Source organism: Micromonospora sp. NPDC050784 (assembly GCF_044456765.1).
Classification (GTDB): domain Bacteria; phylum Actinomycetota; class Actinomycetes; order Mycobacteriales; family Micromonosporaceae; genus Micromonospora; species Micromonospora foliorum.
Genome location: NZ_JBITGG010000005.1, coordinates 58,144 through 71,860 on the forward strand (window position 1 = coordinate 58,144; position 13,717 = coordinate 71,860).

14 protein-coding genes and 1 tRNA gene are annotated in these 13,717 nt (G+C 71.5%); 10 read left to right on the plus strand and 5 right to left on the minus strand.

The genetic code is table 11. From position 1 onward, the window contains the following. Positions 1-82 precede the first annotated feature (82 nt). Complete coding sequence (gene folP, locus ACIBD9_RS08505; RefSeq protein WP_396715777.1) at positions 83-952, plus strand: dihydropteroate synthase; 870 nt, start codon at positions 83-85, stop codon at positions 950-952. Positions 953-1,019: 67 nt separating this feature from the next. On the opposite strand, the gene ndhC is transcribed toward folP, so the two are convergent. Then, positions 1,020-1,397 (minus strand): NADH-quinone oxidoreductase subunit A, encoded by a 378-nt coding sequence (gene ndhC, locus ACIBD9_RS08510; protein WP_396715779.1) that lies wholly within the window; start codon positions 1,395-1,397, stop codon positions 1,020-1,022. A gap of 129 nt (positions 1,398-1,526) precedes the next feature. On the opposite strand from ndhC, the gene ACIBD9_RS08515 reads away from it, so the two are divergent. The 3 genes from ACIBD9_RS08515 (at position 1,527) to ACIBD9_RS08525 (ending at position 6,160) form a co-directional block, all read left to right on the plus strand. After that, a complete protein-coding gene (locus ACIBD9_RS08515; protein ID WP_396715781.1) occupies positions 1,527-3,005 on the plus strand; it encodes a hypothetical protein in 1,479 nt (492 codons plus the stop codon). A 280-nt stretch (positions 3,006-3,285) separates the two neighbouring features. After that, the gene (locus tag ACIBD9_RS08520) at positions 3,286-5,133 is read left to right on the plus strand and encodes a 2-oxoacid:acceptor oxidoreductase subunit alpha (RefSeq protein WP_396715783.1); all 1,848 of its coding nucleotides are present in this window, start codon (positions 3,286-3,288) and stop codon (positions 5,131-5,133) included. Beyond that, positions 5,126-6,160 (plus strand): 2-oxoacid:ferredoxin oxidoreductase subunit beta, encoded by a 1,035-nt coding sequence (locus tag ACIBD9_RS08525; protein ID WP_387172517.1) that lies wholly within the window; start codon positions 5,126-5,128, stop codon positions 6,158-6,160. The genes ACIBD9_RS08520 and ACIBD9_RS08525 overlap by 8 nt, the downstream gene beginning before the upstream one ends. 70 nt (positions 6,161-6,230) lie before the next feature. Here the strand turns inward: ACIBD9_RS08525 and ACIBD9_RS08530 are convergent, their stop codons facing one another. After that, a complete protein-coding gene (locus tag ACIBD9_RS08530; protein WP_396715785.1) occupies positions 6,231-6,875 on the minus strand; it encodes an FMN-dependent NADH-azoreductase in 645 nt (214 codons plus the stop codon). 82 nt (positions 6,876-6,957) lie between these two features. On the opposite strand from ACIBD9_RS08530, the gene ACIBD9_RS08535 reads away from it, so the two are divergent. After that, entirely contained in the window at positions 6,958-7,437 is a 480-nt protein-coding gene (locus ACIBD9_RS08535) for a MarR family winged helix-turn-helix transcriptional regulator (RefSeq protein ID WP_396715787.1), read from the plus strand. A 77-nt stretch (positions 7,438-7,514) separates the two neighbouring features. Here ACIBD9_RS08535 and ACIBD9_RS08540 read toward each other — a convergent pair whose 3' ends face one another. After that, positions 7,515-8,528, minus strand: a complete 1,014-nt coding sequence (locus ACIBD9_RS08540) for a potassium channel family protein (RefSeq protein WP_396715791.1) — start codon at positions 8,526-8,528, stop codon at positions 7,515-7,517. A gap of 166 nt (positions 8,529-8,694) precedes the next feature. On the opposite strand from ACIBD9_RS08540, the gene ACIBD9_RS08545 reads away from it, so the two are divergent. From ACIBD9_RS08545 to ACIBD9_RS08565, 5 genes are all read left to right on the plus strand, one after another. Continuing rightward, positions 8,695-9,207 carry a SigE family RNA polymerase sigma factor gene (locus ACIBD9_RS08545; protein WP_396715792.1) on the plus strand — a complete coding sequence of 171 codons (513 nt, stop codon included), beginning with the start codon at positions 8,695-8,697 and terminating at the stop codon, positions 9,205-9,207. Between the two features lie 11 nt (positions 9,208-9,218). Further along, positions 9,219-10,337, plus strand: a complete 1,119-nt coding sequence (locus ACIBD9_RS08550; protein WP_396715794.1) for a hypothetical protein — start codon at positions 9,219-9,221, stop codon at positions 10,335-10,337. Positions 10,338-10,450: 113 nt separating this feature from the next. After that, complete coding sequence (locus ACIBD9_RS08555) at positions 10,451-10,948, plus strand: helix-turn-helix domain-containing protein (RefSeq protein WP_396715796.1); 498 nt, start codon at positions 10,451-10,453, stop codon at positions 10,946-10,948. 137 nt (positions 10,949-11,085) lie between these two features. Beyond that, the gene (locus tag ACIBD9_RS08560; protein WP_396715798.1) at positions 11,086-11,685 is read left to right on the plus strand and encodes a ClpP family protease; all 600 of its coding nucleotides are present in this window, start codon (positions 11,086-11,088) and stop codon (positions 11,683-11,685) included. Positions 11,686-11,746: 61 nt separating this feature from the next. Continuing rightward, the gene (locus ACIBD9_RS08565; protein ID WP_396715800.1) at positions 11,747-12,505 is read left to right on the plus strand and encodes a hypothetical protein; all 759 of its coding nucleotides are present in this window, start codon (positions 11,747-11,749) and stop codon (positions 12,503-12,505) included. Positions 12,506-12,859: 354 nt separating this feature from the next. Here the strand turns inward: ACIBD9_RS08565 and ACIBD9_RS08570 are convergent. Together ACIBD9_RS08570 and ACIBD9_RS08575 are read right to left on the minus strand one after the other, a co-directional pair. Further along, a tRNA-Arg gene (locus ACIBD9_RS08570) sits at positions 12,860-12,932 on the minus strand. A 115-nt stretch (positions 12,933-13,047) separates the two neighbouring features. After that, positions 13,048-13,698, minus strand: a complete 651-nt coding sequence (locus ACIBD9_RS08575) for a CGNR zinc finger domain-containing protein (protein WP_396715802.1) — start codon at positions 13,696-13,698, stop codon at positions 13,048-13,050. Positions 13,699-13,717: the final 19 nt, after the last annotated feature.

The window sequence follows — 13,717 nt, forward strand, 5'->3', positions numbered from 1 at the left end:
GCCCGGAATCGCGGACGGGCGACCGACTAGCGTCGGGACCGGCCGACGCGGCGGCGACGGCGCGAACTTCCAGGAGGCGGGCATGGCCGGGGCGCTTCGGCTGGGTGGGCACACGTTCGCCCCCGGCGAGCTGGTGGTGATGGCGATCATCAACCGCACGCCGGACTCGTTCTTCGACCGGGGGGCTACCTACGCCGCCGACAGCGCCCTGCGCGCGGTGGAACGGGCGGTGGACGAGGGCGCGGCCATCATCGACATCGGCGGGGTCAAGGCCGGCCCCGGTGCGGACGTGGGTGTCGCCGAGGAGATCCGCCGCACGGTGGACACCATCGCGGCCGTCCGGGCCGCGTTTCCGGAGGTGGTGATCTCCATCGACACCTGGCGTGCCGAGGTGGCGAAGGAGGCCGTGGCGGCCGGTGCCGACCTCCTCAACGACACCTGGTCGGGCGCCGACCCGACGTTGGTCCGGGTGGCCGCGCAGACCGGCGCCGGCCTGGTGTGTTCGCACGCCGGCGGCCTGACGCCGCGGACCAGGCCGCACCGGGCCGCCTTCACCGACGTGGTCGCCGACGTGGTCGCGACGGTGACCGGGCTCGCCGAGCGCGCGGTGGCGGCCGGGGTACGCCCCGACGGCATCCTGATCGACCCGGCGCACGACTTCGGCAAGAACACCCGGCACTCGCTGGAGGTCACCCGCCGCCTGGACGAGCTGACCGGGACCGGCTGGCCGGTGTTGGTGGCGCTCTCCAACAAGGACTTCATCGGTGAGACGTTGGGCCTGCCGGTGGCCGAACGGCTGGAGGGGACGCTCGCCGCGACGGCGGTGTCGGCCTGGTTGGGCGCCCGGGTCTTCCGGGCCCACCAGGTCGGCCCGACCCGCCGGGTGCTGGACATGGTGGCCTCGATCCGGGGCGACCGCCCGCCGACGGCGACCCGCCGGGGACTGGCCTGACCGGTTGTCGCCGTAACCGGCCGCGAACGGCCGGACGGACCGACACGATCGCCGGACGCCCCGGCGCTCAGGTCCAGCGGAGGATGTTCCTACGCCAGGCGTAGAGGATGCCGAGCGCGAGCACCGCCACGAACACCGCCATCTCCACCACCGTCACCAGACCGAAGCCCGGCCGGTCGAAGACCACCGCCCAGGGGAAGAGGAACACCGCCTCGACCGCGAACAGGACGTACAGGTAGGCGTACACGTAGTAGCGGATCTGCATCTGGGCCCAGTCGGTGCCGACCGGGTCGAGCCCGCACTCGTAGCTGGCCCGCTTGCCCGCCGGGTCGGCCGGACGCGCCGGGCGTAACACCCGGTTGGCCGAGAACGCCGTAACAAAGAAGAGAACGCTGGCGAGCAGCAGGAGCCCGAGCGTCGCGTACGAGCCCAGGTAACCGGTCACAGTCGGCAGCCTACCGTCCGCCCGGACGGGCCGTCCCAAACACGTTACGCATTTGTTTCCAGATGGGACTAGTGCATCGGGGCAACTGTTACCGAATATTGGACACCCACCCATGTCACCGGAGGACAGATGGCCCGCGTGAAGGCATCGCCCGGTAACCGGGCGGAGGGGCGGCGTTCCACGCCCCTGCTGGCGACCGCGCTCGCGCTCGGTCTGCTCACGGCGCTCGCCGTGGGGCCGGCCTGGGCCAGCGCGGCCGTACCGGACGCGGATCCGGTCGGGACCTCGGCCGAGCCGGTCAACGAGCCGGGAGGGGAAGGGCCCCCGACCACACCTGCCGACGAGCCCACCCCGAGCGAGGGGCCGGGCGGTGAACCGGAACCGACCGACCCGGCACCGGAGACCACCGCGCCACCACCGGAGACGACGCCACCAGCGCCGGTGACCACCGCCCCGGAGGTCCCGCCGGCGCCGACCACCGTCGCGCCCGCGCCGGGCGGCACCACCGGAGCGCCCACCCCGGGTCCCCCGGGGCCACCGACGGCGCCCCCGGGCCCGCCGACACCCCCGGTGCCGCCGGTCCGCCCGCCCGCGCCGGGTTCGGCGGCGCCGCCGCAGAGCCCGCTGGGCGTGCAGGTCACCACCGGCGACGTCACCCTCACCGAGGCGTACTGGAACACGGCGAGCACGGCCGCCACCCTGCAGGTCACGGTGCACAACACCGGCACCACCGCGGAACGGATCCGACTCTCGTACACGCTGCCCGCCGGGCTGACCGACGCCGGCACGAAGGGCTGCGCCGCCGCCGGTGGTGGGGCGTACCGCTGTGGGGCCTGGTCCGCCGGGGCGGGCGTCCGGTTCAGCACCGTGCTGCGCCTGCGGGTCGCCGGCACGGCGTGGAAGCAGATGCCGCTCAGCGGCTCCGTCCAGGTCATCGCGGACGCGCCGGGAGTGCCCGGGGAGGCGAGCGACGACCAGGGCTTCGCGGTGCTCTTCCCACCCGGCCCGCCGGTGCCCGGGATCACCCTCGCCGCCGACGAGGTGGCCTTCGACATCAGCGGCAGCCCGAGCACCCTCACGGTCCGGCTGGGCAACACCGGCAAGGTGGACGCCGCCGGCCGGGTCGAGGTCGTCCTGCCGGCCGGGGTTACCGTGCCGACCCCACCGCTCGGCTGTGTGGCGGTCGACCCGACGCGTACCCGCTGCGACGCCGGCGTGGTGCTGGCGGGGAAAACCGCCGAGGTGCAACTGCCGGTGGAGGCGACGCCGCAGGCCCAGCGGGAGGCGCCGCTCTCCGGTGCCGTGATCGGTCAACTCGATCCACGCAGCGGCCCGACCCGTCGGGTGCAGATGAGCTTCCGGATCACCGCGGCGGCCGCCCTGGCCACGCCGGTCGTCTCCCCGCCCGCGCCGACCGGCTCGCAGGGCGTACTCCCCGCCGGTGCCGCGAACGACGACGGCGGGATGACCTCGGTGCAGCGCACGGCGGTCATCCTGATCACGGTCTCCACGCTGCTGGTGGTGCTGGCTCTCACGCTGGCCATGACCTCGCTGCGCCGCCGGTTCGGCGGCCCGCCGCCGGAGCCCACGCCCACCCCCGCCGACTGATCGACGGACGACCCCGGCGCCGTGCCGCCGGGGTCGTCGGCGCGGCCCGGTGGTGATCTGAATTACGGCGGGCGGGGCGTAACACCGCAAAGGTGGGCATTTCATAACCCGTTCGGGTCCCAGTCGGCGGACCTCCAGGGATGGTTAGGGCTCCCTTAGACGTAGGCTCTCAGGTGAGGAACGACAGCGGCCGGACCAGCCTGGGGCGGTGCGGTGAAGCGTTGCGTCAAGGAGGTTCCGTGGCCGGGCAAGCCCCGCAGTCGCGAACGAAGGTGGCACAGTGACCAAGCAGATCCGTCAACTCGACCGGGTGGTCATCCGGTTCGCCGGTGACTCCGGCGACGGCATGCAGCTGACCGGCGACCGGTTCACCTCGGAGACGGCGCAGCTCGGCAACGACATCTCCACGCTGCCAAACTTCCCCGCCGAGATCCGGGCTCCCGCCGGCACCCTGCCCGGCGTGTCGAGCTTCCAGGTGCACTTCGCCGACTACGACATCCTCACCCCGGGTGACGCGCCCAACGTGCTGGTGGCGATGAACCCGGCGGCCCTCAAGGCCAACCTGGCCGATCTGCCGCGCGGCGCGGACATCATCGTCAACACCGACGAGTTCACCAAGCGCAACCTGGCCAAGGTCGGTTACCAGAGCAGCCCGCTGGACGACGACTCGCTGGCCGGCTACGTCGTGCACCCGGTGGCGCTGACCTCGATGACGGTCGGCGCGCTCGCCGCCCACCAGGTGTCCAAGAAGGACGCCGAGCGCTCGAAGAACATGTTCGCGCTCGGCCTGCTCTCCTGGATGTACTCCCGGCCCTACGAGTCGACGCTGCGCTTCCTGGAGCGCAAGTTCGCGGCCCGCCCGGAGCTGGTCGCCGCGAACGTCGCCGCCTTCAAGGCCGGCTGGAACTTCGGCGAGACCACCGAGGACTTCGGGGTCCGTTACGAGGTCAAGCCGGCGAAGATGAAGCCGGGCACGTACCGCAACATCACCGGCAACGCGGCCCTCTCGCTGGGGCTGGTCGCCGCCGGGGTCCGCTCCGGGCTGCCGGTCTTCCTGGGCGCGTACCCGATCACGCCCGCGTCGGACATCCTGCACGAGCTGAGCAAGCACAAGCGGTTCGGCGTTCTCACCGTCCAGGCCGAGGACGAGATCGCCGCCGTCGGCGCCGCCCTGGGCGCCTCCTACGGCGGGTCGCTCGGTGTCACCACCACGAGCGGCCCCGGCGTGGCGCTCAAGAGCGAGACGATCTCGCTCGCGGTGGCGCTGGAGCTGCCGCTGGTGATCGTGGACGTGCAGCGCGCCGGCCCGTCGACCGGCATGCCGACCAAGACCGAGCAGGCCGACCTCAACATGGCGCTCTACGGTCGGCACGGCGAGGCGCCGGTCGCGGTGATCGCGCCCCGGTCACCGTCGGACTGCTTCTTCGCGGCGCTGGAGGCGGCACGGATCGCGTTGACCTACCGCACCCCGGTGATCCTGCTGTCCGACAACTACGTGGCCAACGGTTCCGAGCCGTGGCTGCTGCCGGACGTGGAGTCGCTGCCCGACCTGCGGGTCGAGTTCGCCACCAAGCCCAACGGCGAGGACGGCACCACCTTCCTGCCCTACCTGCGTGACCCGGAGACCCTGGCCCGGCCGTGGGCGATCCCCGGCACGGCGGGCCTGGAGCACCGGATCGGCGGTCTGGAGAAGGCCGACAAGACCGGAGACATCTCCTACGACCCGGCCAACCACGACTTCATGGTGCGCACCCGGGCCGCCCGGATCGAGACCATCCCGGTGCCGGACATCGAGGTGGAGGACCCGGACGGCGACGCTCGGGTGCTGGTCCTCGGCTGGGGCTCGACGTACGGGCCGATCGGCGCGGCGTGCCGCGGCGTACGCCAGCGCGGCCTCTCCATCGCCCAGGCGCACCTGCGGCACCTGGCTCCGATGCCGGCCAACCTCGGTGAGGTGCTGCGCTCGTACGACAAGGTGGTCATCCCGGAGATGAACCTGGGCCAGCTCGCCCACGTCATCCGGGCCCGCTACCTGGTCGACGCGATCAGCTACAACCAGGTCCGCGGTCTTCCGTTCACGGCCGCCGAGCTGGAGACGACGCTGGAAGAGGTGCTGAAGAATGTCTGAGCCCGTCGCCGTCAAGCTCACCGCGAAGGACTTCAAGTCCGACCAGGAGGTGCGCTGGTGCCCCGGCTGCGGTGACTACGCGATCCTGGCGGCCATCCAGCAGTTCATGCCGGAGCTGAACATCCCCCGGGAACGCACCGTCTTCGTCTCCGGGATCGGCTGCTCGTCCCGCTTCCCGTACTACATGAACACGTACGGGATGCACTCGATCCACGGTCGGGCCCCGGCGATCGCGACCGGCCTGTCGGTGTCCCGGCCGGACCTGTCGGTCTGGGTGGTCACCGGCGACGGCGACGCGCTCTCCATCGGTGGCAACCACCTCATCCACGCGCTGCGGCGCAACGTCAACCTCAAGATCCTGCTGTTCAACAACCGGATCTACGGTCTGACCAAGGGCCAGTACTCGCCGACCTCCGAGGTCGGCAAGGTCACCAAGTCGACCCCGGCCGGCTCGGCGGACGCCCCGTTCAACCCGCTGTCGCTCGCCCTCGGGGCGGAGGCCAGCTTCGTCGGCCGGACCATCGACTCCGACCGCAAGCACCTCCAGTCGGTGCTGCGGGCCGCCGCCGAGCACGAGGGTTCGGCGTTCGTGGAGATCTACCAGAACTGCAACATCTTCAACGATGGGGCGTTCGAGCAGCTCAAGGACCCGTCCACGCGGGACGACTACCTGATCCGCCTGGAGCACGGGCAGCCGATCACCTTCGGCGCCGACGGGCGGTTCTGCGTGGTGCACCCGCCGGGCGGCTTCGGCCTGGAGGTCCGGGACACCAGCTCGGTCCGCCCGGAGGAGATCGTCGTACACGACGCGACGGTGACCGACCCCGCGTACGCCTTCGCGCTGTCCCGGCTGCCCGGCCTGGACCTGCGGAACACCCCGATCGGGGTGTTCCGCTCGGTGGACCGCCCGTCCTACGACAGCGTGGTGCAGGCTCAGCTCGCGGCCGCCAAGGCGAAGGTCACCGAGACCCCCGAGCAGCAGCTCGCCGGCCTGCTGGGCAGCGGCGACACCTGGACCATCCTCTGACCCGTCCGCACTGACGAGAGCGGCCGTCCCCCGGATCGGGGGCGGCCGCTCTTGTCGTACCGGCGCTGCCTCAGCGCTGGGCGGTGGCCGGGGTCCAGAGGTTGTCGATCTCCTTCTCGGCCGCCGCAAGGCTCGCCTCGTGCAGCGGGATCAGCTCGGCCATCGCCGGTACCGACGGCGCCAGGGTCAGCTCGGCGCTGATGAAACGCGGCTGCATCCCGGTCATCGACAGGCCGTGCGGGAGCCATGGCTCAGCGTGGTCCCAGCCGTAACGAGGGGTGCCCTCGCCGTAGCCGCCGCCCCGGGTGGCCAGCACCACGAACTCGCGGCCACCGAGCAGGCCCTCCTGCGTCGTCGGGTCGTACGCCAGCCCGGGAAGGATCAGGTGGTCGACCCAGGACTTGACGCTGCTGGGCGCGCCGAAGTTGTAGAGCGGCAGGCCGAGCAGCACCACGTCGGCCTGCTTCACCTCGTTGACCAGCCGCTCGCTGAGCTCCCAGGATTCGCGCTGGGCGGGCGTGTGCTGGTCCGGAGGCGTCATCCGCGCCAGCCCACCGTCCGCGTCCAGGTGCGGCAGCGGTTCGGCACCCAGGTCCCGGTAGGCCACGGTGCCGTCCGGGTGGGCCGCACGCCATGCGTCGACCGCGCGGGCGGTGAGCCGCCGGCTGACCGACCAGTCACCGCGGATGCTCGAGTCAATATGCAGAAGATGCATCATTCCCCCTTCAGGAATCGTTCGTGTGGCACCAACTATTTATAGCAGGCCGATGTTCCCTGGGGTCGGTAGACTGGGTCACATGTCCGCGCAGCCGCTCGACTCCTCGGAGCACCGCTCGGGCGCACTTCTGGACCATCTGGCCCGGCGGATGCGGCTGCGGTCGGAGTCGGTGCTGGCGCCGCTGGGGCTACGCCCCCGGCACCTGGTCGCGCTCACCGTGTTGCGCGCTGGCGGCGGCACCGGCCAACAGGCGCTCGCCACCATCCTGGAGATGGACAGCACCAACATCGTCGGGCTGCTCAACGACCTGGAAGCGAAGCAGCTGATCGAGCGTCGGCGCTCACCCGAGGACCGCCGCCGCCACGTCGTCGAACTCACCGAAGATGGGGCAAAACGCCTCAGCGAGGCCGAATGCGCCCTGGCCAGCGCCGAGGACGAGGTGCTCGGCGCACTGGATCCCACCGAGCGGGAGACGCTCTACAAGCTGCTCAGCCGGGCCTCCACCGGCACGTCGGTCAACTGCACCGAGGCGATCTGCGTCGCCGACGACACCTGCTGACACCGCCTCACCACTGCGGCGGCACAGCCGTCACCACGGCGGCCGGGCGGTCGCCCCGGCCGACCGCGGCGCGACGATCAGGCGGTCGTTGCCGACTGGGGGCGGTCGTCGCGTACGTGCACCAGCATGTCGCCGGTCTCGATCACCGCGCCGGCCCGGTCGGCCAGGGTGACCACCTTGCCCCGCCGCACCAGGGCGATCACCAACGACTCCAGCTCGCGCGGCGAGCGACCCACCTCGTCCCGCTCCGCGGAACGCATCGCCAGCGCCATGCCCTGGCCGGGAGTGAGCAGATCCTCCACCACGTCGATCAGCGGCGGCGCCGAGGTGGACAGGCCGAGCAGCCGGCCCGCCGTGGCCGAGGAGACGATCACATGGTGCGCACCACTCTGCTTGAGCAGCGGGGCGTTCTCCGCCTCCCGCGCCGCCGCGATGATGCGGACCTGCCCGGCGGTGAGCTGCCGTACGGTCAGCGCGACAAGCACCGACGCGTCGTCACTGTCTGTCGCGATGATCACGGCCTTCGCGGTCTTGACGTGCGCCTCGTTGAGCACCGACGAGCGGGTCGCCGAGCCCTCGATCGCCACCAGCCCAGCGGAGGTGGCCTGCCGCAGGGCGGCGGCGCTGCGCTCCACCACCACGATCCGCGAGCGGTCCAGACCGTTCTCCATCAGGGCGGAGACAGCGCTGCGCCCCTTGGTGCCGTAGCCGCAGATGATGACGTGGTCCTTCACGGCTCTCCTCCACCGCGACAGGCGACGGCCGGTCCGGTACTGCTCGGTCAGAACTTCCAGGGTGGTGCCGACCAGGATGATAAGGAAGATCACCCGGGCCGGGGTGATGAAGAGGACGTTGACCAGCCGGGCCGACGGTGCGGCCGGGGTGATGTCCCCGTAGCCGGTGGTCGAGAGAGACACGACCGCGTAGTAGAAGCAGTCGAGCAGGGTGAGGCCGTCCTCATTGACGTCGCGGTAGCCGGCCCGGCCCAGGTAGACCGCTGCGACCACGGCGAAGACCAGGCCCAGGGCGGCGGCGAGCCGAAGGCTCAGCGCGCTCAGTGGGCCCCGGCGTTGCGCGGGAAAATGGATCACTGTCGAACCTGCTCCCCCGCCGTCGCCTGCACGCCCACAACATAGCGGGTACACCGCCGACCGCACGTCCGGGTCGCGGCGGACAACCGGCGGCGCGCCCGCACCCGACTACCGGACGACAACGACGAACCGGTGCAGGCCGGCAGACGGAGGGGGCGCGACCCTCGTGACGACGAGCGGCAGACGGCGAGCCGAGGCCGACGACGAATACACCGAGTACGTCAGTTCCCGGATGGCGCAGTGGCGACGCGCCGCCTACCTGATGTGCGGGGACTGGGACCGGGGCGACGACATCCTGCAACGGGTGCTCACCGAGCTGTACCGCTCGTGGGCACGGGCGCGGCAGGCCGACCACCTGGACGCGCTGGTCCGCACCATGTTGGTGCGACGACTGATCGACGAGCGGCGGCTGCGGTGGGCTCGGGTCCGCCTCGGCACCGCACTGCCCGACGTGTCCCGGGCCTTTCCCGACCCGACCGACCGGATCACTCTGGTCGGCGCGCTGCGGCAGGTGCCGCCGCGGCAGCGCGCGGTGCTGGTGCTGCGCTACTTCCAGGACCTCAGCGTCGAGGAGACCGCCCGGGCCATGGGCTGCTCGACGGGGACGGTGAAGAGCCAGACCGCCAAGGGCCTGGCCACGCTGCGCACCCTGCTCACCCCCACCCTGACCGGCAACTGAGAGGAGCGACGATGCTTGACGAACGCCACATTGGCGACCTGATGCTGACCGAGGTCGAATCGGCCGAGCGACCCTCCGTCGTGCTGGACGTGGAGCGGGCCATGACCACCGGACGGCGGCAACGCCGCCTCGCCCAGGGGGCCGGCGCCGCGCTGCTGGCGGCGGCGCTGACCGTCGGCGGTCTCACCGTCCCCGACCTGCTGACCCCGGACCGACCGCCGACCCCCGCGCCGCTCGGCGCGGCGCCCGCCGATGGCCAGACCGGCCTGCCGGTCGCGCTCACCACGGTCGACCCACAGCGGGTGTACGTCCGGTTCGGCTGGCTGCCGGACGGGATGCGGGATCTCCAGTACCAGGCCGGACTGCTCCTCTCCGGGCCGGGTGTGCACCTCGGCGCGTCCAACGGCCGCACCGACGACCAGCGGCAGTTCGTGACGGTCTCGCTCCTCCCGAAGGGCGTGGAGCCGTCGGCGCCGCAGCGGGACAGCGGTGAGCCCGCCGTGGCCGGCGACTCCGACCGCGGTCCCCGGCTGAACGGCGGGGACAGCGTCTTCGCCAGCTACTCGGGCGCCGAGAAGCCGGAGGCGATTCTGCGCTGGCGGTACGCCCCGGACGGCTGGGCACAGGTCCGGGTGTTCGGGACCGGATCGGACGTACGGAGAACGGCGACGCAGGTAGCGCGGTCCCTGCGGTTCGGCACCGACACCATCGCGATGCCGGCGACCGTGGCGGGCGTACCGGCCAACCTCCGGTTGATCACGGTCGACGTGAACGAGTCACTGGACGAGCCCGACTCCTGGGACGCCGGGTGGACCTGGACCCGGGAACCGGCCACCGCCGACCCCGGTCGGCAGCGGGCCCGGACGCTGAGTGTTGTCGTCTCCCGCTACCGCAACGTCACCGATCCGACCGACAAGGCGTACGTCGACCCGAACACCACAGTCGCCGGGCACCCGGCGCGGTTCGGCGGGGAGAACGGCAACGAGTCGTTGACCGTCTACGACGTCAACGGGGCGAACGTGACGATCGACGACAGCGCTCTGCTCCCCACCGGTGGCACCCGGGCGTTGTTCCCGACGGTCACGCTGGTGGCCCAGCCGGCCGCCTGGCACACCCACCTGCACCGGTGAGAGCGCCGGGCCCGCGCCGTCGGAGCGGCGCGGGCCCGGACGGGTCGGCCCGGACGGCCGGGGACGGGCATGATGAGGGTGTTCCCGACGACGACCGCGAAAGTGAGGCCGGCATGTCGTTACTGCGACGAGTGATCGGCGGGGTGCTGCGCCGCCACCGCCAGCGTCAGGGCCGCACGCTACGCGAGGTGGCCGCGTCGGCCGACGTTTCCGTGCCCTACCTCTCCGAGGTCGAGCGGGGCCGCAAGGAGGCCTCGTCGGAGGTGCTGGCGGCGATCTGCCGGGCGCTCGGCATCAGCCTCGCCGACCTGCTCGGCGAGGCCCGCGACGACATGCGCCGGGTCGAGCCCCGCCTCCCGGCCGCGCCGCGCGCCGCGCTCACCCACCTGGAGCGGGTCGATGCGACTCGGCGCGAGATCGGCAACGCCACCCTGCTGGTGGGTCCACGTGTCAGCGGGTTCGTCCTGCACCGTGGGCCGGTGGCGAGCGAGCCGACCCTCAGCGTCGGCGGAAGAGCCTCCGCTGGTGGCTCGTGCCCCGGTCCGCGTACCGCCGCCCTGGCTGACAGCGCACCGACCCGGCTCGGCCTGCGGCGGCTGACCGCCGCGTAGGCCGCGCGGGTTCTGCCGTCGGCGGATCTGCCGGCGGCAGAATCACTGGGCCGGCCACCGCCGCCGACCGCACGCTGGAGGGGCCGGTCCACCGGGTGGTCCCCACCGCCCGCCGGCACGGTGGAAGGCGGCGGCAGATGATGAGGTACGGCGCACAGATGCTGGACGGCGGGCAGCCGTCCTTCGGTGACCATGTGTTCGAGCGGCTGCTGCGGGAGCGGATCGTCTTCCTCGGCACCGAGGTGACGGAGGAGTCGGCCAACCAGATCTGCGCGCAGATCCTGTTGCTCGCCGCCGAGGACGCCGACCGGGACATCTACCTCTACATCAACTCGCCGGGCGGTTCGGTGAGCGCGGGGATGGCGGTCTACGACACGATGCGCTATGTCCGCAACGACGTGGCGACCCTGGCGCTCGGGTTCGCCGGCTCGATGGGGCAGTTCCTGCTCTGCGCGGGCGCGGCCGGCAAGCGGTACGCGCTGCCGCACTCGCGGATCATGATGCACCAGCCGTCTGGCGGAATGGGCGGAACCGCCGCCGACATCACCATCCAGGCGGAGAACATGCTGCACGTGAAGCGCACGATGCAGGAGCTGATCGCCCAGCACAGTGGACGGACGCTCGACGAGATCCAGCGGGACTGGGACCGGGACCGTTGGTTCACCGCCGAGCAGGCCCGGGAGTACGGCCTCATCGACCACGTGGTCACCCGAGCCGAACAGCTGCCAACGCTCTGACCCGCGCCGACCCCGGGCGGCGGGCCAAATCGGGTGGCGGCGGCGAGTTAGGGTCACGCCTATGCGTCGACTGATCCCTGTCCTCTCGATCGCCCTTGCCGCCCTCGTGGCCGGCTGTGGCACCAACTCCGGCGACAACGCGGCGTCCGCACCCAACCCGTCACCGTCCAAGCTCGACCCGGTCGCCACCGTGCAGCAGGCCATGGACCGCGCCCTCTCCGGCACGCTCGCGATGGACGCCTCAGTCAAGGCCGGCCCCAACGCGATCACCATGACCGGAAAAATGGACCCGGTTGCCAAGACGCTCCTGGTCACCGGCAAGATGCCCGAGCCGATCGAGGCCCGGCTGATCGCCGACGTCGCCTACATCAAGGCGGACTCGCTCGACGGCGACAAGCCGTGGATGAAGCTCGACCTCACCAAGCTCAAGCCGGGCAGTTCCCTGCGCCAGTCGTTCGACCTGAAGTCGCAGACCGGCATCGTCGGCGGCATCGTGTCCGCGCAGGAGGTGGGCGGCGGTCGCTACACCGGCACCGCCGACCTGGGCAAGGCCGCCGCGGCCGCCAGTCGCGACGGCGGGATGCGCGAGGGCATCGAGTCGTCCGCGAAGCTCGCGAAGGACCCGAAGGCCATCCCGTTCGAGGCCACGGTCGACGCCGACGGTCGCCTCACCGCGCTCTCCTACACGATCGCCACGAAGACCCTCGGTGACCTCGTCACCGAGCTGGGGATGAGCGGCTTCGGCGAGCCGGTCACCGTCACCGCCCCGCCCGCCAAGGACACCGAGGCGGCGGCAGAGGAGATGTACAAGTACTTCTGACGTTCTGTTCCGCCACATTTTCAAGATCCGCGCAGGTTCGGGGAAAATGCCGCCTCCGGTTAGCCGCGAGGCGGCATCTTCGCTGAAGTTGCGCGGATCTTGGCTTACCCCGCTGGTCTTCAGGCGCGACCTCGCGCAGGGCGCCGGTCAGGGGGCGGCCGTTGATGCTCGCTCGCGCGCTCGGGGCCAGCGGGTTGGTCGCGGTCAGGTCGCGGGGCAGCAGGTCGAAGCCCTGCCAGTGCACGCGCATCGGGCTCTGGTCCTCGTCGCGCGGCAGGTGGTGGAAACCGATCGAACCGAGAGCACCGGGTCGGTGAGCGTCTCGCCGTTCACGTAGTCCACCACGGACCGAGGTGCCCCCGGCAGGATTCGAACCTGCGACACACGGTTTAGGAAACCGATGCTCTATCCCCTGAGCTACGGGGGCGCGAGGGCCTAGTCTAGCGACCTGGGGTTCACCTGGGGTGGCAGGGAGCGCCCACGCGCACCCCCGTCATCCGGACCCCTGTTTTCCCAGCCCAGGGCCCCACATCATCGATTGCCTACGGGCTGGACGGCCGGGCGGCGCGGCGACGCTCGGTGAGCCGTCGCGCCTTCACCACGTTGCCGCAGTCGGCCATGCGACACCAGCGGCGGGATCCGTTGCGGCTCTGGTCGAGAAACAGCCAGCCACATCCACCCTCGCGCACCGGGCAGCGACGTACGCGGGTCAGGTCGGCCGTCAGCATGACGTCGAGGGCGGCCTCGGCGATCCGGTCGGGCACCAGCATGGCCGGCACCGTGCCGTAAGCCAGCCGCACCTGCGACGAGTCGAGCACGAATCTTGCTCGGGCGGCCGCGCCGGACCAGCGCTGGTGCAGTGCGACCAGCGCGGCGCCGGCCGCGATGGGGTCGCCGGCCGTACCACCGTCCGGGTCGGTGATCGTCGCAAGCAGCACAAGATGGAGACCTTCACGGATGTCCCGCACGGCGGCCAATCCCGCCTGCGCCGCCGAAGGCTCGTCGCGCCACGCCCGGCCCACCTGGTCGGCCTCCGCGTCGCTGACCACGCCCACCAGGACCGACCAGCGCAGCAGAGCGGAGCTGTCGGACAGAAAGTCGTGCGGCGGCTCGCCCCCTCGCTCCAGCGTGTTGACCAAATCGAGTGCCGGGTGCCCGCCGACCAACGGTAGCTGGCACACGTCGAGAGGCATCCGGCAACGCTACCACCTA